18 protein-coding genes and 1 rRNA gene are annotated in these 25,786 nt (G+C 36.8%); 1 reads left to right on the plus strand and 18 read right to left on the minus strand.

What is annotated here, in order from left to right; translation table 11 throughout:
• Nucleotides 1-126: 126 nt before the first annotated feature.
• From BP17_RS12045 to pth, 15 genes are all read right to left on the minus strand, one after another.
• Nucleotides 127-1,688: ribosomal RNA gene (locus BP17_RS12045) — 16S ribosomal RNA — on the minus strand.
• Between the two features lie 620 nt (nucleotides 1,689-2,308).
• Nucleotides 2,309-3,490, minus strand: coding sequence for an AI-2E family transporter (locus BP17_RS12050; RefSeq protein ID WP_084676393.1), 1,182 nt, complete (start codon nucleotides 3,488-3,490; stop codon nucleotides 2,309-2,311).
• Between the two features lie 128 nt (nucleotides 3,491-3,618).
• Nucleotides 3,619-5,118 carry a lysine--tRNA ligase gene (gene lysS, locus BP17_RS12055; RefSeq protein ID WP_035054695.1) on the minus strand — a complete coding sequence of 500 codons (1,500 nt, stop codon included), beginning with the start codon at nucleotides 5,116-5,118 and terminating at the stop codon, nucleotides 3,619-3,621.
• A 271-nt stretch (nucleotides 5,119-5,389) separates the two neighbouring features.
• Nucleotides 5,390-6,319 (minus strand): cysteine synthase A, encoded by a 930-nt coding sequence (gene cysK / locus BP17_RS12060; protein WP_035054697.1) that lies wholly within the window; start codon nucleotides 6,317-6,319, stop codon nucleotides 5,390-5,392.
• Nucleotides 6,320-6,499: 180 nt separating this feature from the next.
• Nucleotides 6,500-7,381 carry an Hsp33 family molecular chaperone HslO gene (gene hslO / locus BP17_RS12065; protein WP_035054699.1) on the minus strand — a complete coding sequence of 294 codons (882 nt, stop codon included), beginning with the start codon at nucleotides 7,379-7,381 and terminating at the stop codon, nucleotides 6,500-6,502.
• A 95-nt stretch (nucleotides 7,382-7,476) separates the two neighbouring features.
• Nucleotides 7,477-9,654 carry an ATP-dependent zinc metalloprotease FtsH gene (ftsH, locus tag BP17_RS12070; protein WP_035054701.1) on the minus strand — a complete coding sequence of 726 codons (2,178 nt, stop codon included), beginning with the start codon at nucleotides 9,652-9,654 and terminating at the stop codon, nucleotides 7,477-7,479.
• 104 nt (nucleotides 9,655-9,758) lie between these two features.
• Nucleotides 9,759-10,301, minus strand: a complete 543-nt coding sequence (gene hpt / locus BP17_RS12075; protein WP_035054703.1) for a hypoxanthine phosphoribosyltransferase — start codon at nucleotides 10,299-10,301, stop codon at nucleotides 9,759-9,761.
• A 32-nt stretch (nucleotides 10,302-10,333) separates the two neighbouring features.
• Nucleotides 10,334-11,740: a tRNA lysidine(34) synthetase TilS gene (gene tilS / locus BP17_RS12080; RefSeq protein ID WP_035054705.1), complete on the minus strand. Its 1,407-nt coding sequence runs from the start codon at nucleotides 11,738-11,740 to the stop codon at nucleotides 10,334-10,336.
• A gap of 115 nt (nucleotides 11,741-11,855) precedes the next feature.
• Nucleotides 11,856-12,341: a S1 domain-containing RNA-binding protein gene (locus tag BP17_RS12085; protein ID WP_035054707.1), complete on the minus strand. Its 486-nt coding sequence runs from the start codon at nucleotides 12,339-12,341 to the stop codon at nucleotides 11,856-11,858.
• Nucleotides 12,342-12,475: 134 nt separating this feature from the next.
• Nucleotides 12,476-12,877 carry an FtsB family cell division protein gene (locus tag BP17_RS12090; protein WP_035054708.1) on the minus strand — a complete coding sequence of 134 codons (402 nt, stop codon included), beginning with the start codon at nucleotides 12,875-12,877 and terminating at the stop codon, nucleotides 12,476-12,478.
• 162 nt (nucleotides 12,878-13,039) lie between these two features.
• Entirely contained in the window at nucleotides 13,040-13,309 is a 270-nt protein-coding gene (locus BP17_RS12095) for an RNA-binding S4 domain-containing protein (RefSeq protein ID WP_035054710.1), read from the minus strand.
• Nucleotides 13,306-14,367, minus strand: coding sequence for a MazG nucleotide pyrophosphohydrolase domain-containing protein (locus BP17_RS12100; RefSeq protein WP_035054712.1), 1,062 nt, complete (start codon nucleotides 14,365-14,367; stop codon nucleotides 13,306-13,308). Before BP17_RS12100 ends, BP17_RS12095 begins: the two co-directional genes overlap by 4 nt.
• Nucleotides 14,368-14,377: 10 nt before the next feature.
• A complete protein-coding gene (locus BP17_RS12105; RefSeq protein ID WP_035055495.1) occupies nucleotides 14,378-15,964 on the minus strand; it encodes a putative polysaccharide biosynthesis protein in 1,587 nt (528 codons plus the stop codon).
• Nucleotides 15,965-16,006: 42 nt separating this feature from the next.
• Nucleotides 16,007-19,549: a transcription-repair coupling factor gene (gene mfd, locus BP17_RS12110; RefSeq protein ID WP_035054714.1), complete on the minus strand. Its 3,543-nt coding sequence runs from the start codon at nucleotides 19,547-19,549 to the stop codon at nucleotides 16,007-16,009.
• Between the two features lie 129 nt (nucleotides 19,550-19,678).
• Nucleotides 19,679-20,254 (minus strand): aminoacyl-tRNA hydrolase, encoded by a 576-nt coding sequence (gene pth / locus BP17_RS12115; protein WP_035054716.1) that lies wholly within the window; start codon nucleotides 20,252-20,254, stop codon nucleotides 19,679-19,681.
• 607 nt (nucleotides 20,255-20,861) lie between these two features.
• Between pth and BP17_RS12120 the strand changes: the two genes are divergently transcribed.
• A complete protein-coding gene (locus tag BP17_RS12120; RefSeq protein WP_035054718.1) occupies nucleotides 20,862-21,836 on the plus strand; it encodes an L-lactate dehydrogenase in 975 nt (324 codons plus the stop codon).
• Nucleotides 21,837-22,106: 270 nt separating this feature from the next.
• Here the strand turns inward: BP17_RS12120 and BP17_RS12125 are convergent, their stop codons facing one another.
• The 3 genes from BP17_RS12125 to BP17_RS12135 all read right to left on the minus strand — a co-directional run bounded on the left by BP17_RS12125 (nucleotide 22,107) and on the right by BP17_RS12135 (nucleotide 25,741).
• Nucleotides 22,107-23,447: a M20 family metallopeptidase gene (locus tag BP17_RS12125; protein ID WP_035054720.1), complete on the minus strand. Its 1,341-nt coding sequence runs from the start codon at nucleotides 23,445-23,447 to the stop codon at nucleotides 22,107-22,109.
• A gap of 693 nt (nucleotides 23,448-24,140) precedes the next feature.
• Nucleotides 24,141-24,572 carry a NusG domain II-containing protein gene (locus tag BP17_RS12130; protein WP_035054722.1) on the minus strand — a complete coding sequence of 144 codons (432 nt, stop codon included), beginning with the start codon at nucleotides 24,570-24,572 and terminating at the stop codon, nucleotides 24,141-24,143.
• 179 nt (nucleotides 24,573-24,751) lie between these two features.
• Nucleotides 24,752-25,741 carry a ribose-phosphate diphosphokinase gene (locus tag BP17_RS12135; RefSeq protein WP_035054724.1) on the minus strand — a complete coding sequence of 330 codons (990 nt, stop codon included), beginning with the start codon at nucleotides 25,739-25,741 and terminating at the stop codon, nucleotides 24,752-24,754.
• Nucleotides 25,742-25,786 lie beyond the last annotated feature (45 nt).

Genomic DNA, 25,786 nt, shown 5'->3' on the forward strand with positions numbered 1-25,786 from the left:
ATTACGATTTTTAACTTTATCCAGTTTTCAAAGAACAATTTTTAAATTCAAGCGTTTGAGAAGATTAGACCTCTCAAAACTAAACAAAGTAAAGACGAATGTGTGGGTTTCCGTTATATTCCTTAGAAAGGAGGTGATCCAGCCGCACCTTCCGATACGGCTACCTTGTTACGACTTCACCCCAATTATCTGTCCCACCTTAGGCGGCTGGCTCCCAAAAGGGTTACCTCACCGACTTCGGGTGTTACAAACTCTCGTGGTGTGACGGGCGGTGTGTACAAGACCCGGGAACGTATTCACCGCGGCGTGCTGATCCGCGATTACTAGCGATTCCGGCTTCATGCAGGCGAGTTGCAGCCTGCAATCCGAACTGAGAATGGCTTTAAGAGATTAGCTTGGCCTCGCGACCTTGCGACTCGTTGTACCATCCATTGTAGCACGTGTGTAGCCCAGGTCATAAGGGGCATGATGATTTGACGTCATCCCCACCTTCCTCCGGTTTATCACCGGCAGTCTCACTAGAGTGCCCAACTGAATGCTGGCAACTAATAATAGGGGTTGCGCTCGTTGCGGGACTTAACCCAACATCTCACGACACGAGCTGACGACAACCATGCACCACCTGTCACTTTGTCCCCGAAGGGAAAGCCCTATCTCTAGGGTGGTCAAAGGATGTCAAGACCTGGTAAGGTTCTTCGCGTTGCTTCGAATTAAACCACATGCTCCACCGCTTGTGCGGGTCCCCGTCAATTCCTTTGAGTTTCAACCTTGCGGTCGTACTCCCCAGGCGGAGTGCTTAATGCGTTAGCTGCAGCACTGAAGGGCGGAAACCCTCCAACACTTAGCACTCATCGTTTACGGCGTGGACTACCAGGGTATCTAATCCTGTTTGCTCCCCACGCTTTCGAGCCTCAGCGTCAGTTACAGACCAGAGAGTCGCCTTCGCCACTGGTGTTCCTCCACATATCTACGCATTTCACCGCTACACGTGGAATTCCACTCTCCTCTTCTGCACTCAAGTTCCCCAGTTTCCAATGACCTTCCCCGGTTGAGCCGGGGGCTTTCACATCAGACTTAAAGAACCGCCTGCGCTCGCTTTACGCCCAATAAATCCGGACAACGCTTGCCACCTACGTATTACCGCGGCTGCTGGCACGTAGTTAGCCGTGGCTTTCTGGTTAGATACCGTCAGGGGATGAGCAGTTACTCTCATCCTTGTTCTTCTCTAACAACAGAGTTTTACGATCCGAAAACCTTCTTCACTCACGCGGCATTGCTCCGTCAGACTTTCGTCCATTGCGGAAGATTCCCTACTGCTGCCTCCCGTAGGAGTCTGGGCCGTGTCTCAGTCCCAGTGTGGCCGATCACCCTCTCAGGTCGGCTACGTATCATCGCCTTGGTGAGCCATTACCTCACCAACTAGCTAATACGCCGCGGGTCCATCCATAAGCGGTAGCCGAAGCCACCTTTCTTCTATTCGTCATGTGACGTTTAGAAATATGCGGTATTAGCATCCGTTTCCGAATGTTATCCCCCTCTTATGGGCAGGTTACCCACGTGTTACTCACCCGTCCGCCACTCCTTGACTTCGGTGGGTGCAAGCACCCGGTGAAATCAAAGCGTTCGACTTGCATGTATTAGGCATGCCGCCAGCGTTCGTCCTGAGCCAGGATCAAACTCTCATATAAAATGATGCTTGAAGCTCATTATTGAATTGCTAGCGAATAATTATTCACTAATTTTGTTACTGTTGACTTAGCACTGCTAAGTCACCCTCACATTTTGTTCGTTTTACTTTGTTTAGTTTTCAAAGGTCTAAAGTGTGTTGTTTGTTTGTGACAACTTATATATAATATCATGTCTCAAACCGTCTGTCAACAACTTTTTTATTTTTTCTTTGTCGCTGTGTCGGTTTGTTTCAACCTGTCTCAGCGACATGTATTAATATAACAGGGATTCAGAGTATCGTCAATAACTTTCGGTTAAAAATATAAAAGAAATTTAATAGACGAACTTTTTTTGTTCCTCCCTTACTCAAAAGTGTTGTTTTTTATTGAATAGCGAATGAATCGACCGCAATTTCTAAAAACGTTCAATATGAATGAAATTGCATTTTTTTACATATTTATCCTTTTTAAATTTTTTAATTATAATATTACCAATTTTAAACAAGCTATTAAATTTATCCATAGCTAAACTTATTAAAAAAGATCTGTACCTTGACGATTATGTGCCGTCACAGGTTACAGATCTTTTCTATTAGTGCCTTATAAGTATCGTTCAATTTATTCACCTTAAATAAACAAACTTAATCTTTTTCTTGGTATTTATCTGGTGTAAATTCAGCATTTTCATAATTCCCTGCTTCATCACCGTAATATTTGTTATAACGTTGTTTGAATTTCCGAAATACAAACGTTATTAAAACTCTTGAAATAGCATAGATTGGTACCCCTAATATTAAGCCGACGAAACCAAGTAAATCTCCTAAAACAAGTAAGACAATAATAATTGTTAAAGGATGGACGTTTAAGTTTTTACCCATGATATTAGGTTCAACTACGTTCCCATCAACAAACTGCACGACTCCCCAAACAATCAGTAATTTGAGGACCATAAACCATGAAGTAATTAATGCTACTATTAATGCCGGTATCATAGCAAGTGCAGCTCCTACAAACGGAATGATACTTGTAAACATTACTACTATAGATAGTATGGCCGAATAATCTAAGCCGATTATAGAAAAACCTATGAACATCATGATCCCTAAAGAAAGTGAAATCATTAATTGCCCTTTGATATAAGATCCTACTTGATTATTGATTGTTGCGAAAATGTTTTTTGTATCTTTTCTAAATTTTGGTGGGATAATTTTAACTGCATAGCTGAAAAATTTCTCATCATCTTTCAATAAAAAGAAGGCAATAATTGGAAACGTCACTATTACTACTAAAATATTTGATACAGTGGAAAAGATACTTGTCAGTCCACTTATGGCGGTATCAAAATAGTCAACGGCTAGACTTGGTATATTGCTCACCCAACTATTTAACCATTCCACAAGATTACTTGCTGAATTTTCAAGTGCCGTGCCCTCTACCCAACTTAAAACAGTTGTTCCAATTGAATCAACATAAGATGGAAAATTATCAACCAAACTTGTCACTTGTTCTTGGATAGGCTGAAACGCTAAAGCTACTAAACCTGCTATAATACCAATAATAGCGATAAATAAGATGGCAACTCCCCAAATTCGTTTTATTTTATGTCGTTCCATCCAATCCACAGTCGGGTTTAACAGGTAATAAAAAATAAAAGCTAAAATCATTGGCGCAACCAAAGTCGAAAAAATAACTTTTAACGGCTCAAAAATAAAAACAATTGCATTATAAATATAAATTAGTATCCCTAACATTATAAGAATAAGTAGGGTAAAAAGAATATTTGTGCCACCTAAATAATTGATAAATTTTGTTTTCTCTTTCATCAGGTACCTCCTTGTTTTAAGTTCCTTTAATCTATACTGTAAAATCTACTCTTTATCACTTTATTTTAAACTATTTTACATCCAAAGTAAAAAAGCAACCTCTTGGGAGGTTGCTTTTTTATTTTTAATTATTGATTACGCATAGTTGGGAATAATAATACGTCTCGAATTGATTGCGCATCAGTCAGCAACATAACTAACCGATCAATTCCTATTCCTAAACCACCTGTTGGAGGCATGCCATACTCTAAAGATTCAATAAAATCTTCATCGATCATATGAGCTTCTTCATTTCCTAAAGCACGCTCTTTCATTTGTGCTTCAAAACGATTTCGTTGGTCAATTGGATCATTCAACTCACTAAAAGCATTGCCATACTCATTTCCTACGATAAATGCTTCAAACCGATCTGTAAAACGAGGGTCTTCTACATTTTTCTTAGCTAATGGTGAAATTTCCAAAGGATGTCCATAAATAAATGTCGGTTGAATCAATTTATCTTCCACAAATTTTTCAAAGAATTCATTCACTACATGACCAAATTGACTGTGTTCTGTTACAGGAACATCATGTGCTTTAGCTAATGCACGTGCTTCTTCATTCGTCATTTGTTGCCAAAAGTCTACACCAGAGTGCTCTTTTATGGCATCGACCATGTGTTGTCGTTTCCATGGAGATTCTAAGTCTACAGACTGCTCATTATAAGTGATTTTTCCCGTACCCAACACACGTTGCGCAACAGTTCGAATCAATCCTTCAACTAAATCCATCACATCTTCAAAATCAGTATACGCTGTATAAGCTTCTAACATTGTAAATTCCGGATTATGAGTTGTGTCTACTCCTTCATTACGGAAAACGCGTCCAATTTCGTAAACTTTTTCCATGCCACCAACAATCAAACGTTTCAAATGCAATTCAAGCGCGATACGCAAATACAATTCCATATCTAGCGTGTTATGGTGTGTAGTAAAAGGACGTGCCGCAGCTCCACCAGCTAAATTATGCAACGTTGGTGTCTCTACTTCTAGATAATCTTGTTCATTTAAATAGTTACGAACTTCTCGGATAATTTGACTACGTTTTGTAAAACGATCAAAACTTTCTCGGTTACTGATCAAATCCAAATATCTTTGGCGGTAACGTTGTTCAACATTTGTCAAACCATGATATTTATCCGGTAACGGACGTAAGGCTTTTGATAATTGGGTAACTGAAGTTGGCTTAATAGTTACTTCACCCGTATCAGTTTTCATAATTATTCCAGAAACACCAATAAAGTCTCCTAAATCAGCATTTTTGAAAGTAGCGTAATCTTCTTCGCCAACAGCATCTTTTCGTACGTAAATTTGAATTTGTCCTTTACGGTCTTGCAAATGAGCAAATCCAACTTTTCCTTTACCGCGTTTAGTCATAATACGACCTGCAACAGTTGCTGTTTCTTCTTTTCCTGCTATTTCTTCTTTAGTAAATTCATCATATGTTTCGTGTAGTTCCGTTGATAGATGCGTTCTCTCGAAACGACTGCCAAACGGATCAACATTACGTTCACGTAAAGCATCCAACTTTTCTCGGCGGACAATTAATTGATCATTTAATTCTTCATGGTTTAATTCTTCGTGGCTCATTATTTCCGCTCCATTTCTTTTATAGCTTCATTCGTGCTCTAATCATCACTCTTAATAATGCCAACATAACGCCAAAAAAGCAAGGAAATTACAAATATCCTTATGCATTTCCCACCTTTTTTATTTTTCTTTCTTATTTAGAGCGTAACTAACTCAGTTATATTTCCTGTGGGAATTTTATAATTTGTATATTAACACAGTTCACAAGCTAGTTAAAGAAGAACCGAAAAAAGGTTGGGACTTATCGTCTCAACCTTCTGTCTTATTCTCATTAGTCTACATATGGAAATACATTTGTTGATAAATAACGTTCCCCATTATCTGCTGCTATCGTGATAACTTTTTTTCCTTGTCCTAACTTTTTAGCTACTTCAATGGCTCCTTTGATTGCAGCTCCTGAAGAAATACCAACTAACAAGCCTTCTTCTACAGCCAGACGACGAGTCATCTCAAAGGCTTCTTCACTAGAAACTTGTATAATTTCATCATAAATGATTGTATCTAGCACTTTAGGTACAAATCCTGTACCAATACCTTGAATTTTATGAGGTCCTTTAGCTCCACCACTTAAAACCGGCGATTCAGTCGGTTCTAAGCCATAAATTTTAACAGAAGGATTAGCTTTTTTCAAAACTTGGCCAACTCCCGTTATTGTTCCACCTGTACCTATTGCAGAAACAAATGCATCCGGAACGACATTTCCAAAAGCTTCTAATATTTCTGGACCGGTAGTAGCAGCATGTACTGCTGGATTAGCGATATTTTCAAATTGCATTGGCATGAAATAGCCTTTGCTTTCTGCAAGTTCTCTCGCTTTTTGAATTGAAGCTGGTATTCCACCTGCTCCTGGCGTTAAAATGAGTTCCGCACCATAAGCTTTCAATAATTTCCTACGCTCCATACTCATCGTATCAGGCATCACAAAAATGGCTTTGTAGCCTTTTGCTGCTGCAATCATCGCTAGACCAACACCAGTATTTCCACTTGTTGGTTCTATGATCGTGTCGCCTAGTTTTAATTTACCTTCTTGTTCTGCTACTTCGATCATATTTAAAGCCACACGATCTTTCGTACTTCCACCTACATTAAATGATTCCAATTTTACATAAACCTCGGCTGCATCTGCAGGAACAACTTTTGTTAAACGAATAATAGGCGTTTCTCCGATTAAATCCGTTACCGAATGAACTACTTTCACCATATTAAGTTACCTCCTAAAATTAAATTCCTTATCTTTTTAGTTTAAAGTTTATCGCTTACAATATCAAGTACAACGTTTTAATCCTTTTTCTATTAAACCACCTACACTATCTATTAAATAATAAATAAAAAAAGCGTTAGACAGCTGACTTTTCGCCTGCTTCCTAACGCTTTTTTTCAACTAATTAGTTGAACCTTCTTTTAAAGCTTCTAATTCTTCAACACTGTATTGGTAGTTATTGCCACAAAAATGACAAACAGCCTCCGCCCCTTGATCCTCAGTGATCATATCATCGATTTCTTTTGAACCTAGCGCAATGATAGCTCTAGAAAAACGATCTTTAGAACAATCACATTCAAATGATACCGGCATTTTTTCTAAAATCTTAGCATTTCCTTTTCCTACTAACCGTTCAAGTATTTCTTCAGGTTTTTCTCCGTTTTCCATTAATTGAGAAACCATAGGAATAGACGCAATGCTTTGTTCCAAATTAGTGATTGTTTCATCTGTCGCACCTGGCATTACTTGGATCATAAATCCTCCAGCTGTTTTGATAGAATCATCTGTGTCTATTAAAACACTTAACCCAAAGGCAGCGGGAGTTTGCTCAGAATTTGCCATGTAATAAGTGAAATCTTCGCCCAATTCTCCACTTACTAGCGGAACCTGACCTGAAAAAGTAGATTTCATTCCAAGATCTTTTGTTACGGTCAAACTTCCTTGTGTCCCAACTGCTCCGCGAACATCAATTTTACCCAAATCATTTGGCGGTAGACTTACATTCGGATTGGCAATATAACCTTTTACTTCACCTTTTCCATTACTATCTACAACAATGTGCCCAACTGGACCATTTCCTTCAACTTTAACAGTGATTTTTTCTTCACCTTTTAAAGTTGCTCCAAGCAACAACGCTCCAACCATTGTACGGCCTAAAGCTGCTGAAGAAGAACTCCAAGTATCATGCCTCTGTTGCGCTTCTCTGACTGTTTCGGTCGCATCAATTGTATATACACGTACTTGTCCATCATAACAAATACTTTTTAATAAATAATCTGACATTTGTTTATCCCCTTTAATAATTTATTATTTCCCAATCAAATCCAAAAGAGGAACGCAACAATGTCGCATTCCTCTTCCAATTTTTATTTAATCGATTACGAACGTTTTGAAGAATCGTCGTCACTTGAAGAATTATCACTAGATTTATCTTCATCATTATGATCTAGATTTAGATCATCGTCAGTACCTAATTCTTTTTTGACTTCTTCCACGATATCTTCGTCTTTAACAGCATGTCTACTTTCTTCTAATGCTTCTTGTTCCTTTTTTAGACGTTCAGCTTCTTTAGCCTCACGAGCTTTTTTTGCTTCTTCAAAAGTAGCACCTTCTGCTTCATGCGGAAATTCTTCTTTCGTATTATCCGGAGCTACAGGCATTTCGCCTGTTTCAAATAAACTCTTAATAGTACGTTCGTCTAATGTTTCAATCTCAAGTAATTTTTCAGCAATTAATTTGTGTTCATCTTTATATTGCTCTAAGATTTTGCGAGCTTCAGTGTGAGCTTCCACAATAATACTACGCACTTCTTGATCAATTTCATAAGCAATTTGTTCAGAATAAGCTTTTGTTTGACCATAATCACGCCCTACAAATACTTGATGATTTCCTTCATATTGAACAGGACCTAATTTATCACTCATACCATATTCCGTAACCATACTTCGAGCTAATTGAGTCGCTTGTTGGAAGTCATTACTTGCTCCAGATGATTGAGAGTTAAATACCATCTCTTCAGCCACACGTCCACCAAGTAATCCTACAATTTGTTCAGACATTTCTTTTTTAGTCATTAAGAAACGATCTTCTTTAGGAAGCATGATCGCGTATCCGCCTGCTTTTCCACGAGGGACGATCGTAACTTTGTGAACGATACGTGCATCATTCAGAACCATTCCGACAATTGTATGTCCAGATTCATGGTAAGCAACCATTGCACGTTCTGTCTTACTAATAACACGATCTTTTTTAGCTGGACCAGCAATGACACGGTCTTGAGCTTCATCAAGATCTAATGCATCTATTTCTTTCTTGTTGCGGCGAGCTGCTACTAGAGCTGCTTCGTTTAGCACATTTTCTAAATCTGCTCCAGAAAAACCTGGAGTTTGTCTTGCAACAACTGCAAGGTCAACGTCAGACGCTAGAGGTTTGTTTTTAGCGTGAACTTTTAAGATAGCTTCACGGCCCTTAACATCAGGGTGTCCTACTAAAATCTGACGGTCAAAACGACCTGGACGCAATAATGCCGGATCTAATACATCAGAACGGTTTGTAGCAGCAATGACAATAACTCCTTCATTTCCTGAGAAACCATCCATTTCTACTAACAATTGATTCAATGTTTGCTCACGTTCGTCATGTCCGCCGCCCATTCCTGCGCCACGTTGACGACCAACAGCATCGATTTCATCAATAAAAATAATAGCCGGTGCTGTTTTTTTAGCATTTTCAAACAAGTCACGTACACGACTTGCTCCGACCCCAACAAACATTTCAACAAATTCTGAACCAGAAATTGAGAAGAACGGCACTCCTGCTTCACCAGCAACGGCTTTAGCTAGCAACGTTTTACCCGTTCCTGGAGGTCCTTCTAACAAGACACCTGCTGGAATACGTGCTCCTAAAGCTGCAAAACGTCTAGGATCTTTCAAAAATTCAACTACTTCAACAAGTTCTTCTTTCTCTTCATCAGCTCCTGCCACATCAGAGAATCGAACTTTGCTCGCTTTACTATCAGCTTCTTTAGCTTTTGATTTACCAAAGTTCATCACGCCACGTCCGCCTTGACCAGCACCACCTTGACCACTTTGTCCCATCATCATGTAGATGAAGAACACAAAAATAACTAGAGGCAATACTGAGATCAATAATGTAACCCAAATACCTGTTGTTTCTTCTTGTTGAGGTGTGTATACAATATTACTTTCATCTGCTAAGGCTGTTATTTCTTGTACTGATGAATCATTCTGTAATATGGCTGTTGTAAATGTTGTACTTGTTGTTTCCGTCGTACCAAAAATATCGACACCTTGACTAGAACTCTCCTCTGCAGGTTGTTCTTCACGGTACTCGCCCGTAATTTGATACACTCCAGCGTTAGGCTGAATCGTGAATGATTTTATCTTATTATCTTCTAGTTGCGTTACGAATTCACTAGCTGAAAGAGTTGTATTATTTTCTCCTGAGTCTCCACCTGTCGCCCAAGTTACAATTCCTATAATGACTAAGAAAACGATCGCATAGAAGAACCCATTTTTAAAGAGTCCTTTTTTCATTGTGCCCTCCTTCTACAAACAAACTTTTTAAGTTCTATTCTGTATTTTAATATAATTGATGCTTTATCTTATTTATTGTATCATATTTGACCAACATTGACCATTTATTTCTCTTGGTAAATTTCGGGTTTTAAAATCCCTACATATGGTAAATTACGGTATCTTTCCGCATAGTCTAATCCATACCCAACTACAAATTCATTTGGAACTAGAAAACCGACATAGTCAGCTGTAATATCCACAACACGACCTTCTGGTTTATCTAGCAATGTAACGATTTTAACTGAACGAGCCTTACGGTATTTAAACATATCGATCAAGTAACTCAGTGTCCGTCCGCTATCAATGATGTCTTCCACTAATAGTAAATCGCGGCCTTCAACGTTTGTGTCTAGATCTTTGACAATTTTGACTTCACCTGAAGAAACTATTCCATTTCCATAACTCGAAACGTCCATAAAGTCCATTTCCAAGTAAAGATCCATTTCTTTCACTAAATCAGATAAAAACGGCAATCCACCTTTCAAGATACCTACTACTAAAGGATTCTTACCTTGATAATCTTCTGTTAACTGTTTCCCTAATTCTTTTGTTTTTTCAGCTATTTCCTTTTGCGAAAAAAGTACACGTTCAATATCATTTTTCATTGTTCAAGTTCTCCTTTTCATCACATCTGCTCTTATTTACTTTCATAAATGAGTATGTAATGTATTTTATCAGTTTCTGGGACAATAGACAATCTTGATTCCTTATATTCTACTAACCAAATAATTTCTTCCTTGAAGTCTGTTACTAATATAGCTTCTTCGCGTTTATTAAGCGGGATCTTTTGATCAATAAATATGTCTTTGATTTTCTTGCTGCCAGTTTCTAATCCTTTTAAGGTCATACGATCGCCAGGTCTTCGATTTCTAACTTGCAATGGCAAATGAACACTCGCTGGGTCTAGCCAAATAACTTGCTTTGTTTTATTTGGAGTCCATAGTTTTTTTGTTGCTTGGAATAAACCTATCCTTGCTCCATTGGGTAATATTACCCATTCTTCTAAATTTAACGAAAGAGCACTTGCTATTTTTTTATTTGCCTCTTCATGCTGACCTTTTTCTTTTAAGAAATAAAATTTTTGATAACTCTTTTGGCCAATCCAGCTTCCAGGCAAATCAAGTTGACTATTTGGTTTATCATCCTCTATTAAACTGATGATTTGCATTTGATGTTTTCTTCCAAATTCGTTAGCTTCTTTTTCAAATAAACTATTAAATAAGGTCTGCATAACTTGACGTTGCACTGCAGGTTCAAGAGCTGAAAATTTTTCAACATCTAGTTCCCAGCAAAATGGATCTCTTTGAAAACAAATACTTTTCATGATTTTTTTAATTTCTTTTTTAGCTACTGTGATCATATCTTGCAAATCAGAAGAAAACTCCAAAAAATGAACTAATACTTGAGCGTTTTCTTTTTTTAGCAACGGAACGACTTGATGTCTGTAACGATTTCTCGTAAAATCCAAACTTTTATTTGTCTCATCTTCAAAAAAAGATAATTCGCGCAACCGACTATACTCACAGATTGCTTTTTTACTATAGTCTAACAACGGTCGAGTCAATAGACTTTCATAAAAAGATCGTTGTTTTTTTATTCCTATAATACTCTCTAGTTGTCCACCACGAACTAATCGCATTAGAATAGTTTCCATTTGATCATCTGCATGATGCCCAGTAAGCAAATGTGTAGCTCTTTCTTTTTTCAATACTTCATGAAAAAAAGTATATCTGAATTCTCTAGCTGCTACTTCTGTTCCTTCAACTGGATGCTCTTTTATCGGCCATCTTTTAGAAAAAAACGGAATACTATTGTCTTTACAATACTGAAGAAGAAATACTTCTTCTTCTATAGAAGACTCTCTTAATTGATGGTTCACATGAACAATTCCAAACCAAGGTTTAATACCCTCAGGTAGTCGCTGAATCAAATCCAGCAATACCATAGAATCAACCCCACCAGATACGGCTAGTAGCAGACGATCTGTTGGTTTCCAATAGAGATTAGTTTGACAATTCTCTAAAAAACTAGCATATATGCCCATTTCAGCTACTCCCTTACGTCGAATCTGGTTATTGAATCGACTGATATTAAATCGATTTGACCTAAATGAGTGTAACATAAAAAGGATAAGTCTCCTTATCCTTTAATATTAATTTTTAATTACGACGTCCGCCGCGTCCGCCACGTTTGCCTTCTGTGTTGCGTTTAAGAGAAGTTAAACGATCATCGCTGTCTTTTATGAACGAACTCATTAATGAATCAAAATCTTCTTTTTTCGGTCCTGCATTTCTTGCTCCTCGATCTGCTTTTTGATAACCACTACTACTGCGTCCTGTACTGCTACTGTCGCGACGCCCTTGATAGCTTCCTGTTTTTTCTCGAGGAGAAGGTGTTGCTTCAACTGGTTTATCTACTGCACGTCTAATAGAAAGACCAATCTTACCATCATCTCCAATGGACATTACTTTAACAGTAACTTGTTCTCCAACTTTTAAAACTTCTTTTATGTCTTTGATGAAGCTATCTGAAACTTCACTAATATGAACTAATCCTGTTTTTCTATCACCTAAATCGATGAACGCACCAAAATTTGTAATTCCTGAAACTGTACCGATAACCTTTTCTCCAACTTCAATTGACATATAAAATTGCTTCCTCCTTAAAACTTGTACGATTATTATACCATGTTATCTTATGACATAAAACGATTTTTTTATTAAAACTAAAATTAACACAACTCTTTAATTTGATCAATTTCATTTGATTATTTTTAAAATCAGTTATCTTTTTCGATATCATTGGCTGCATTATCTTCCGGCAAACTAAAAATAATTTCATTGTCTTCAGATAAATAATACTGACTACGCGCTACTTTAGCAACATAATCTTCATCTTCTAATTTTTTGATTTGATTATCTAAATCATCTTGCTCTTTTTCAACAAGCTTCAATTCCGTTTGTGATTCTGTTTTTTCTTCCTCCATTTGAGAAATCGTTTGAGTATTTGTCCATATATTAACGGCAAATCCTGAAACAAAGAATCCGCTAATAACGAGTATTCCTACGATTCTTCTACGTATATGGCGTTTTTGTTTGCGTTTTCGAAGTACTTCAAGCGTTTTGTTATGTGTATACTCATTATTTAATCTGGAGACATTTGTTGGATTTTCTTCCTTCATAAAATGATTCACCTTCTATTCTCACTTATGAAATGATTATAGCAAGAAAGCAGTTACTTTGTCTATAAATCAGTTGAAATACAAGAAATATTTTTCACTGAAATCATTCAGCATAGACTATATTCAGAAAAAAAAGCTACCCTCTATTTATTTTCTTCTATATTAGTTATTTAATTCTTCTCGCTGAGTCTCACTTATAATGCTAAACATTTCTTTTGACTCTTCTTTTTTAGTTGTTTCAACAATTTTATCGATTCTAACAACCAACGTTTTATTTCCAAACGCTATCGTTAATTCATCTCCAACTTTAACATCCGAAGAAGATTTAGCCGCTAGACCATTAATTTGTATCCGCCCTTTGTCCGCTACTTCTTTTGCAATCGTGCGTCGTTTAATGATTCGGGAAACTTTCAAAAATTTATCTAATCTCATAAGTTATTCCTCTTTTCTTCAGCCTTTATTTTTTGCCAGATCGCATCGATTTCTTCGACTGTTTCTGCTTTAACACCATCAAAGACATGTGGATGACGACGACGAAGTTTTTTATTTAGTGTTTCAACTACTTCTTCAAATGAAAAATAACCGGATTGTTCGCCAAGATTTGTGTGGTAGAGCACTTGCATTAATAAGTCACCTAATTCTTCAACCATATTATCAATATCATCATTTTCAACAGCTGCTCTAAATTCACTTACTTCTTCTTCCAAATAAGCCAGTAACGTCTGATGGTCTTGTTTTTTTATCCAGGCATCTCCATTTTCTCCCGTAATAGCATCCATATAATGCTGTACTGTTTGAAAAGATTTTGTCCGTTCATCCACTTTCAAAGGAGGAACATATAAAGACGTTAAGTTATGAACACCTTCCATTCGATCCAATTCAAACAATGGCAACCATTCTACCTTTTCATTTTTACTTCCAGCTTCATGTACCAAAGCTACAACATGCTCATCTGAGTATTTTTCCATTAAGGTTAGTTTTACTTCACTAGCAATATATTCATTAAATACTTGCATAACGATGATATGTTGACTGACTACTAGCTCATCTTGATTTAAATCCAATGCATCTACCAACTGAAAACCTTCTACTGGATCAATCTTTACCGCTTGAAAAAGATCATCTAAAAAACTTTTTCCACCTTTTATCTCAATTGCGATTTCGGCTTTATTTTCCAATAATAATTGTACCGATTTTTCAGCTACCATCGGATGTCCTGGAACAGCGTAGACTATATCACCCTTTTGAGCAGCCTCTAACAGCTCTTTTACAATAGTCTCATAAACGCCCTCAAACTGATCATTCTCTTCATAAATAGCATCAAATGATTCATAGACAAGCCCTTCTTGTTCTAAATCCTTCACTGCTGGGTGCAATTTGGTTCGTAAATACAACGGTAACGGTTTTTCTTTTTTCAACAATTGGTACACGCCAAAAGGAAGCTGTTCAATATCCCCTGGGCCAAGTCCGACAACTTTAATTTTCCCCATCCCGCTCCACCTACTTTCTTAATAGTTTTTTTCCAAAAGGAAGAGATAACCATTCACGAATCGTTAACAATTTACATTTTATTATCAACCATAGAAAGACCCCAATACCTGTAAGTCCACCTATTAAAGTATAACTGAAAGCAGCCCATCGGTTTTCTTCAATTAAAGCACCTTGTCCAACTAATTGCATTTCAAGCCATACTATCACAGCCATTACACCACAACTCAACAACAATTTCCATCCAAAACTTTTTTCTACTAAACGTTCTTTCGCTTCTTTAGATGAATCAAGCCGAATAACCATTAGAATAGCGAACAAGCTTACAACAGTAGCTCCACTTGAACCAAGTGTACCGAAATACGCGATGAACCATTTGTTCAGTAATATTTTTACACCTAAGCCTATTAGAAACCCAATCAAGGCCATTCGATGCTTATTTTGACTTTGAAAAATAGTATTATAGGCTCCTATTAGTGATGCAAAAAGAATGGCCAGATTATAGATACTTAAAACAAGATTTCCATCCGTATCGCCAAATAATGTTAAATTCAAATACGGCATCAATACGATCATACCCGTAGTAGCTGCCATAGCGAACGTTGCCGTTATCCGCATTAAAGATTTTGCAGTACGAGAAAAAGCTTTCTGATTACGTTGAGCAAACGATTGACTTAGTAAAGGAATGAGGCTAGCTGAGAAAGCTGTAGCAACAACCATTCCTAATTGGACTAGCGGCTGGCCGCGATCGTAGATTCCCTTCAAATTTTTGGCTTCACTAGAGTTTATTCCGTTCTCTATTAATCCATTATATAACGTAAAAGAATCGATCAATTGCAAGAAAATAAGCAATGCACTCAATAAAAACATCGTAAGGCCTTCTGTGGCAAACCGCTTTGCAATCTTCTTATAGTTAATTATTTTAGCTATAGATTTTACTTCTGGCTGTTGTTCTACTTTCAACGACCGTTGTTTGTATAGTGCAACACTTAAAATAATCAGTGCGACTAAACCTGCTATCCAAGAACTACTCATAGCAATCGTACCCATTTGATACTCATCCCATTGATTACGTGTGTACAAGAAAGCCGCAATTAAAATAACTGCTACGCGCACACCTTGTTCTCCTACTTGAGAAATAGCTGTTGGCAGCATACGAAAAGTGCCTTGAAAATAACCGCGACTAACGGCTAAGAACGGAATCAGCAGGAACAGCCATGAGACGTTTTGAATAATGGGTTCTAACTTAGTGTCTCCCATCCAATTTGCAATCAGTGAAGCTGAAAAATAAATCCCTAAAAAGAAAAATACTGAAAAAATACTTAATAAAACAAATGATTTTTTTAAAAGGCTTTTCCGCTCATCAATCGTTGAAGTTTCAGCGACCAACTTAGATAAGAAAATAGGAAAACCGCTCAATGCTACAGTCATTGCAATACCGTAGATTGGATAAATTTGTTGATAAACATAAAATCCTGAATTTCCAACCATATTTTGAAAAGGAACGCGATAAACAGCACTTAAAATTTTAGCAATAAAAGCTGCCACTGAAAGGATGATTGCTCCATTCATCATTTTTCTCATCTGTTGATTTTCCAATTTCCTACCCTCGCTTACTTTACCTGGACCAGACATTCACGCTTAACTTTCTGCTTCCACAGGTTTGTCAGCATCTTGGGAACGATAGCTGACAATCTCTTGTGCAAATTTCTGAATATATCCCAACCACTGATAAGTTGGCTCTTTTTTCAACTGTAAGGTAACCATTAATTGATCTTTTTTTATTGCTACATTTGCTTTTAAAGGTATGTCACTTAGTGCTCTGAATACTTCTTCTGCTGGCAACGATTGAGTGCCCGAAACAGAGAAGGTTATGATAATTTCATCTCCTGGTCGTTTAATCATTTCGATCAGTGCACGTTCTCCATACATTTTGATCAATCCAATCGTCAATAGGTCCGCTACTTCGTCAGCATATTCTCCGAAGCGATCAATCAGGTCATCCTGTAATTCAACGTATTGTTCATGTGATCTCAATTCTCGAATTCGTTTGTAAATTTCAATTTTTTGACGTTCATCCTCTATATACGTACTTGGTAAGTACGCGTTGATTCCTAAATCAATTTCAACTTGCGTTTTTTCTTCTCTTGTATCCATTCCTCGTTTACGAGCTACTGCTTCGCTCAACATTTCAGAATACAAGTCAAATCCAACAGAATCGATAAATCCGTGCTGTTGCGCTCCCAAAAGATTTCCTGCACCGCGAATCGATAAATCGCGCATTGCAATTTTAAATCCTGAACCTAATTCAGTAAAATCTTTAATCGCTTGCAGCCTTTTTTCACTGACTTCATTTAACACTTTATTCGGTTGATATAAGAAATAAGCATAGGCTACCCGATTGCTCCTACCAACACGTCCCCGCAATTGATACAATTGCGATAACCCCATATGGTCTGCATTCTCTACAAACAGCGTATTGACATTTGGAATATCAACACCAGTTTCAATAATCGTAGTCGTCACGAGCATATCGTATTCCCCTTCAATAAATTGTAACAACGTATTCTCAAGCTGTCCTTCTGTCATTTGGCCATGCGCATAAGCAATTCTCGCATCTGGAATCAGCTGTTGCAACTCATCTACTTTTTTCTCAATCGTTGCTACTCGGTTATATAAATAGAATACTTGACCGCCTCGTGCCATTTCTCGTTCCACAGCTTCACGAACCGCACCTAAGTTTTGTTCCATTACGTATGTTTGTACAGGATACCGATTTGCTGGCGGAGTTTCGATAACCGATAAATCTCGTACGCCCAACATCGACATGTGTAATGTTCTTGGAATAGGTGTTGCTGTCAATGTTAATACATCCACTTGAGCTTTCAACTGTTTCAGCTTTTCTTTATGTTTTACACCAAAACGTTGTTCTTCATCAACTACAAGCAAACCTAAATCTTGGAACTCGATATCTTTTGATAAAATGCGATGCGTCCCAATAGTAATATCGACTTGGCCTTTTTTTATACGTGCAATAGTCTCGCTTTGTTGTTTTTTTGTACGAAAACGACTAAGCAACCCAATTTCAATTGGAAAATCAGCAAATCGTTGTAGCATCGTTTCATAATGCTGTTGCGCTAAAATAGTTGTCGGAACTAAAAAGGCTGCTTGCTTGCCTTCTTGAACAGCTTTAAATACTGCTCGCATAGCTACTTCTGTTTTACCATACCCAACATCTCCAACAAGCAGACGATCCATTGGTTTTTTCTGTTCCATATCGTGTTTTATTTCAGCAGTACTTCTTAATTGATCATCTGTTTCAGTATACGGAAATGCATTTTCAAATTCTTCTTGATAAGCATCATCTGGAGAAAAGGCATAGCCTACTTCTTGTTCCCTAGAAGCATATAGCTCAATTAATTCATCAGCGATATCTTCAATTTTAGTAGCTACTTTTTTCTTTGTTTTAGCCCACTCTGTCCCACCTAACTTATTTACTTTAGGCGTTTTTGCTTCAGAAGAAACATACTTTTGTAATAAATTAAGCTGTGTTACAGGAATAAATAATTTTGCCTCATCTTTATAGATGATCGACATATAATCTTGATAGATACCATTTATCTCAAGAGTTTCCATTCCAGTATATTTCCCTATCCCATGATTAACATGAACAACGAAATCGCCAGGATTGAGTTCGCTATAACTTTTCAATCTCTCCGCATTAGACAACGTTTGACGTCTAGCGACTTTCTTTGTGACCTTATTAAATAATTCTCGTTCAGTAACGACTACTAGTTTTTCTGTTGGCATTTCAAAACCGGCTTGAACATAGCCTTCTACTACTTGAACTTTCTCGAGTTCGATCCTAGCAGGTTTGACTATTTTACTAGTTATCTCAAAATCATTGAGGGTCTGATGTACTTTTTTAGCTCGATCCGCATTCGGGACCATGATGATAACCGTATTTTTTTGTTTGACCCACCGATCTATCTCAGTTTTAAACAAAGGCATTTGCCCAAAAAACTGCTGCATATTTCGATATTGAAAGGCCTGTATGTTATTAAATCGAGTATTTCCCATTCCTTTTTGAAAAACAGCAAAATATAAGATGTTGTTACTTAACGCCTTCAATTGATCACGAAAGTTGTTGGAAAAGACTTGGTCTTGCAAAATACGTCGCTCACTCAATTTGCTCGTGACCCATTCAGCTTCTTCTTCGTTTAAACGACGATCGGTTTCCATTACCCTAGGATACTCATCTATGACAACGATTCCTTTTTTACTCATATAGTCCAACACACTATTTTTTTCAGGATAAATAAAATCTGTAAACATCGTTAATTCATCAATTGGTTCGCCTCGTTGGAATGCATCTGAAACAGGTGTCACTTGCTTCGTAAACGTTTGTTTTTCTGAAGCATCTTGGATCAATCCTAGATTTCTTTTGACCGCTTTATTAAATTTTGGGGCTGCTGCTATTAACTGTTCTTTTGTATAAAACGTATCAGTCGCAGGTAATATAGTTACTTTTTCAATCGTCTTAATCGACCGTTGCGTAGCGGCGTCAAAATAACGCAATGAATCCACTTCAGTATCAAATAAATCGATCCGGATCGGAAACTCTTCTGTTAAAGAATAGATATCAATGATTCCGCCTCGAATACTAAATTCTCCCGGACCGTCGACCAATTGTTGGCGAGTATATCCCATATCTACTAATCTTTGAGCTAAATTGCTTAAATCTAGTTCGCCTCCCTGTTTAATGGTAAATTGCGCTGATTTCCACAGTTCTTTTGGTGGCAATAATTTCCGTACTCCAGCAAGAGGTATGATGACGACCCCATATTTTTCAGATAGTAAAAAATTCAATGTTGCTACTCGTTCTGCTCTTGCTTCGGGTGAAGCTACTGACATCTCTGCATAGATCATCTCATCTACAGGAAAAAGATGCAGTCGATCTTCAGGTACCCAATTAGCAAGATCTTCCATCAATTGATTTGCGTGGAACAAATTATGCGTCACAATAATAAATGGTTTTTTCTTTTCTGCTGCTAGTGTACTTAAAACTAATGTTCTTGCAGAACCTGACAAGCCTGTTATTAATTGCGATTGATGTTGCTCTAATTGGTTTAATAACGCCCCAACATCAGGCGCATTTGCTAGTATCTTTTTTATATCTCCCACCATAAGAACTCCTTTTTCAATCCATTTTTTGTTTGCAAACAGATTATTATAATGAACAAAAGAAGCTCAGAATTCTCTGGGCTTCACTGCTTTTTTAATTTTTAATTTCTATTTTATTTAATAATCATCTTACACATTCTTTTTTTTATTAAATTGATTCATGACCTCTGAAAACGAATGTCCTTCTACCCAATAATCTAAAGCTGCAACGCTGTCTTTTACCGCTATTAATAATTCCTCGTGCTGATTTTTAGGGAAACCACTTAATACATGTTGCACGACGGTTTGTCTTCCTAAAGGACGATCAATTCCAATTCGAATGCGATTAAAATCTGCTGTAGCTAAGTGGTGGATCATACTTTTAATACCATTGTGTCCGCCCGCACTGCCTTTTTGACGAAAGCGTAGTTTCCCAACAGGTAAGTCTAAGTCATCATAAATCACTATTAAATCTTCAATTTCTACATTAAAATAATCCATTAGCGGCCTTACAGCTCTTCCTGAATCATTCATAAACGTTTGTGGTTTTACTAAAAGAACTTTTTCACTTCCGATAAATGCTTCTGCATATATTGCTTCAAATTTGACCTTGCTGAACTCAATTTTATGCTGAGCAGCAAATTCATCTACAGCAATAAAACCAATATTGTGTTTTGTATCTTTATATTTTGAGCCCGGATTTCCTAAGCCAACGATCATTTTCATTATTCAGTACACTCCAATTAATTGTTTTGCCTCTATTTGTTAACTAACTTACCTATTTTCACGCAAAAAATTGCCGCACGAATTTTTTTCGTCCAGTAACAATTACTTACAGTATAACACAGTGTAGTTGTCTTTTCTTTAAAATTGACTCTATTCCAGTATCATTAGCTCTTATCCAATAGGCTTTCAACCTACTCAAAAGATAAGATTCCTAAACTTTCCCTCATGTTACGTCCATCTGGTTTTAATTTTGAAGTGCTTTCCAGAGAGACTCTAAAGCTTTGTGTATTTTATCTATTCAGAAATCTAATCTTTTTACTTTGAAATAATTTAGTTTAGTCGTATGATATGTATGTTAAGTTAAATATCTCACTTTAGTTTTTTTGATTCAACCGTAAGTATCCTCCTTATTACAAATAGAAAAATTAGCGAAATCTTGTTAAAAAATTAGAATTTCAATTCACATAGTTTGTCTATGGTTGAAATTGCCATTTCAAAGGTTTTAAAAACCTTTTGAATTTTAGAAATTTTCATTTTACAAAAAGTTTGTTAAGTGCTACACTATCTTTGTTAAGAATCTTATTTTATAAAGGGAGTTTGTTGTAATATGACTAAACATGAAGTAAAAGACCACCAAAAAGTAATTTTAATCGGAGATGGAGCTGTCGGATCTAGTTACGCTTTTGCGCTAGTGACACAAAATATTGCTCAAGAATTAGGAATCATTGATATTGATGTAAATAAAACTGAAGGAGATGCTATCGATCTATCTGATGCTTTAGCTTTTACCTCACCTAAAAAAATCTATTCAGCAACATATGCTGATTGCCATGACGCAGGTATCGTCGTAATCACTGCTGGTGCTGCTCAAAAACCTGGTGAAACTCGTTTAGACTTAGTACAAAAGAACTTAAGAATTTTCAAAAGTCTTATTGGTCAAGTTATGGAAAGTGGATTTGATGGTATTTTCTTAGTAGCATCTAATCCTGTAGATATTCTAACTTACGCAACTTGGAAATTTTCTGGACTTCCTAAGAACCGCGTTATCGGATCTGGTACTACTTTAGATACTGCTCGCTTCCGTCAAGCTATTGCTGAATTAACTGGCGTTGATACTCGTAACGTTCATAGTTACATCTTAGGTGAACATGGCGACACAGAATTCCCAGTATGGTCTCATGCAAATATTGCCGGTTTATCTATCAATGAATGGATCAAAGATAATCCAGATACTGATGAACAAGCCCTTGTAGATGTTTTCTTTAGCGTAAGAGATTCTGCTTACAACATTATTCAAAAAAAGGGAGCTACTTTCTACGGTATCGCGGTATCTCTTGCTCGTATTACAAAAGCTATTTTCAATGACGAAAATGCTGTATTGCCTCTTTCAGTTTACTTGGATGGTCAATACGGACAAACTGATGTATTTATTGGCTCTCCAGCAATCGTCAATCGTCAAGGTATTCAAAATGTCATCGAGATTCCTTTAAACGATTCTGAGATGGATAAAATGAATTTATCTGCAGCTACATTGAAAAAAGTTACAGCCGACGCATTTGCAGCTCTAGAAAAAGAAATCTAATTATTAACTAAACAATAATCATTCGGATAGTAAAAAATTAAAGATAATTGCTAATTTTCAATCTCATTTTTCTGCGGAAGAGTGAGATTTTTTTGTGTTTTACTTTTGTAATGGTTGCTTTTGAACGTAATAGTATTCTACTGTACAAGGGCTAGAATAAAAAATTAATTAATCAATTCAAATAAACTCATTCTCACTTCTAACGGAATGAACCATCAAAAATGGGAATGAGTTTATTAATAGATCGTTTATCCTACTACATTGAGGATATTACTTATTACAACACAATTGAACAATCGTTTCGGCATAAATGTCCATCGCTAAATACAGTTCTTCTAAGTTCATCCCTTCGTTTTCCTGATGAGCCAAACTTTTTGTATATGGAAAATGAGCACCAAAAGCAACCATATTGGTCATTTTTCGAGCATAAGTTGCTCCACCACTAGTAATTGGTTCTGTTAAATCACCTGTTTTATCACGATAAATAGCCATTAATGTTTGGATGAGTGGACTTTCTTTTGGGACATACATTGCTGGAACAGCATCATACTCTTGATAAATCAACCCATATTCACTTGCTGCTTTTTCCAACGCTAAAGCTACTTCTTCTATTGTGTACTTAACAGGTATTCGCAGGTCCAGAACAATTTCAGAGAAGGCTTCAGCTATCACAATGCTTCCCACATTAAAGGTTAGTTCTCCAGTCATCTCGTCTTTGACTTCTCCAAAAATACTAAAGCCATTTGTTTCTTTTGCAACTTTTTCTGCTAAAAATTTCAATGTCGGGTGCGAATAATGAACGACTAACCCTTCAGCTAACTGATTGATAGCATTGATTCCAAGCTTTGCCGTGCTTGAATGAACAGCTTTTCCATTTACTGTAACGGTGTCATCTAACAGCATAATATCTACTTTCATTTTTTTAAGTGTCATCGCAATTTCTTCTGCATCTCGACCAGTATAACTCGCTTTTCCAGGAACAACATTAGATGCTTCACCACAATTCAGGGCGAGTTCCTTGCTTCCAGGTCCTATTAATTTAGCCTGTAACAATCCTTTTTCTGCATATGTTAATGGAAAAACACCATCTGGAACAAAACCCATTGTTGGGGCTTCTTCATTTAGGTTATACCGATCCATACACCGCCATAGCGTTTCTTCATCTGTACCAAATATAAATCGAAGCCGCTTATTAAAGGTATGACCTGCATCAAGGACCGCTTTAAACGCGTACAAAGTAGCAATAGTGGGCCCTTTGTCATCTTGACTCCCACGACCATAAATAACACCATCTTTTACTACACCTTCAAAAGGATTCGTCTCCCACAAAGAACGATTGCCTTCAGGTACCACATCTAAGTGGCAAACGATCCCAACTAGATCTTTTCCGTCACCATAGTCAGCATAGCCATAGAAGCCTTCCGGATCAATATATGTAGCCATTCCTAAACTCTTACTGATGGCTAATACCTCTTCTAAACTGTTTGCGATTTCTTGACCAAAAGGAGTATTTATCGTACTATCTGCTGTATTCACAGAGGGTATAGCAATCAATTTTTTTAAATCTAACAGACTTTCCTTTTTATGTATTTCGGTAATCATAGAACTCATAGATAAACCCCTTTTCATTTTAAATTATATCGTTATAGCTATTTTTTATTATGATGGATAGTATACTTCTGCAAGACATAAAAGGCAAATTTATCTATTAAAAAGAAATTTCAAAGATTGATTACACATTTTAGATAGATAGTCAGGCTAAAAAAACAGCTTATATAATTTCGGTGTGGACAATTAAATTAATTAAATGACACACCCAAAATCTCTGTAGGGATAGGGTTGCTTGTAGCCATGCATTAGATTTAATGAAAATTACAAAACTTTGGCGCTCTAGCGCAATTAAGGATTGTTTGAATGGGAGTGTGACTAAAAGCGTTCAGACCCGAAATCTTCCAACGCATACCTTATCTCTAATGTGGCTAAACTAAAGCTACAAGAGCTAGGGCAACTGGAACGAATAAGCGCAGGATGGTCACCGACCACCTTGCGAAAGCACTGTAGGCTACGCCTAAGTGTATCATGCCTGTACGTAGCTGAAGCAACTACAGGCATGACAAAGTGGACGTTGGGTCTGCTTTTTGAAACACGTTTTAGAATGATACTTTCAGGCGTTCCCTTGGCGTTCCACAAGCAAACTCGTACATTCCGGAAGAAATTTCATCTTGAAGCATACGTACCTTTTGATCTAGAACCAAAAAAACAGTTCAACTGAATTTCATCCATTCAGTTGAACTATTTTTGATTTTAAAGCGGAAGAATCACATCATTCTCTGGTTCATTTGAAGAATCTGTTGCTTTAACTTCAATAATTAATTTATGCGGTAAACAGATAGCTGTTTCACCAGGCTTATTGATCCAACCCGTTCTTACAGCTATTTGATCTGGGCTGTTGTCTTCTTTGTTACGAATCATTGTTCCATTAACTTCAACAATATTGTATTGCCCCTCTGCTGGATAAAAAGTAAAGGTTTCATTAGGCGTATTCTCAGATAGTTCAATTTCTTTAACAGTTTCACCATCGATTATCACCTCAGCATAAATCGTACTGCTTTCATCTATATCTGCAGTAGTCTGATAAAAAATAACTAGCGGTATAAATGAACCTAACAATAATAAAACAATAATAATACCATCAAAAGGGCGGACTAATTCTAATTGATTTTTAAATTTTTTCATTATCAGTTGACTCCATTTCTCCCATTTCCTACTAGGAAGCTGATGCATTAAGTATAACAATTTTTATTTTAGACAGCAAGACGATTACCACCGTCATTTATTTATTACAACAAAAAAATGCAATAAGAAAGTTTTCTTATTGCATTTTTTCAATTCAGTTAACTATAAAACAAGTTAAATTATTTGATTACATCTGTATATTTTTTTTCAAATAATGGACTAACTGATCTATTTTCATGGATACGCGTAATTGCGTTACCCATTAAATTACCAATACTTACTTCAACAATTTTATCGATTTTTTTATCTTCAGGAAGATAAATTGAATCTGTAACAATCAATTGCTTAATAACTGAATTTTGAATTCTATCAATCGCCGGACCTGACAGAACAGGATGTGTACAACATGCATAAACCTCGGTAGCTCCTGCTTCAGAGAGAGCTTGAGCGGCTAATGTAATTGTTCCTGCAGTATCGATCATATCGTCAATCAAAATACATTTTTTTCCTTTTACGTTTCCAATAATGTTCATAACTTCAGCTACATTTGCTTTAGGACGACGTTTGTCAATAATAGCAATTGATGATTTTAAGAATTCAGATAATTTACGCGCCCGGGTCACGCCTCCGTGATCGGGTGAAACGACAACTACGTCATCTCCTTCAGTAACAATTCCTTGAGTTAAGAAATAATTTGCTAAAAGAGGTGCACCTACCAAGTGGTCAACAGGCATATCGAAAAACCCTTGAATCTGAGCAGCATGTAAGTCTAATGTCAGCATACGGTCTGCTCCAGCAGCAGTAATCATATTAGCAACGAGTTTCGCAGTAATAGGCTCTCTAGAACGAGCTTTACGGTCTTGTCTTGCATAGCCATAATAAGGCATAACAATATTAATTGTTAATGCACTTGCACGTTTTAAAGCATCTATCATAATCAATAATTCCATTATATTATCATTTACGGGACTTGATGTTGACTGAATAATATAGACATGCGATCCACGAATGCTTTCTTCAATATTGATTCTAATTTCGCCATCGCTGAATTGATCCACAGATAGTTTCCCTAATTCGACTCCTACCGACTTAGCAATTTTTTCTGCTAATGGTTTATTTGAGTTTAACGCAAAAATCTTTAACTTAGAATCAAAATACTGTTCTGACATAGTTACCTCCACTTTTTTATTTACAACTTACTTACTTCATACCAC

The organism is Carnobacterium pleistocenium FTR1, assembly GCF_000744285.1.
In the GTDB taxonomy this organism is placed as follows: Bacteria; Bacillota; Bacilli; order Lactobacillales; family Carnobacteriaceae; genus Carnobacterium_B; species Carnobacterium_B pleistocenium.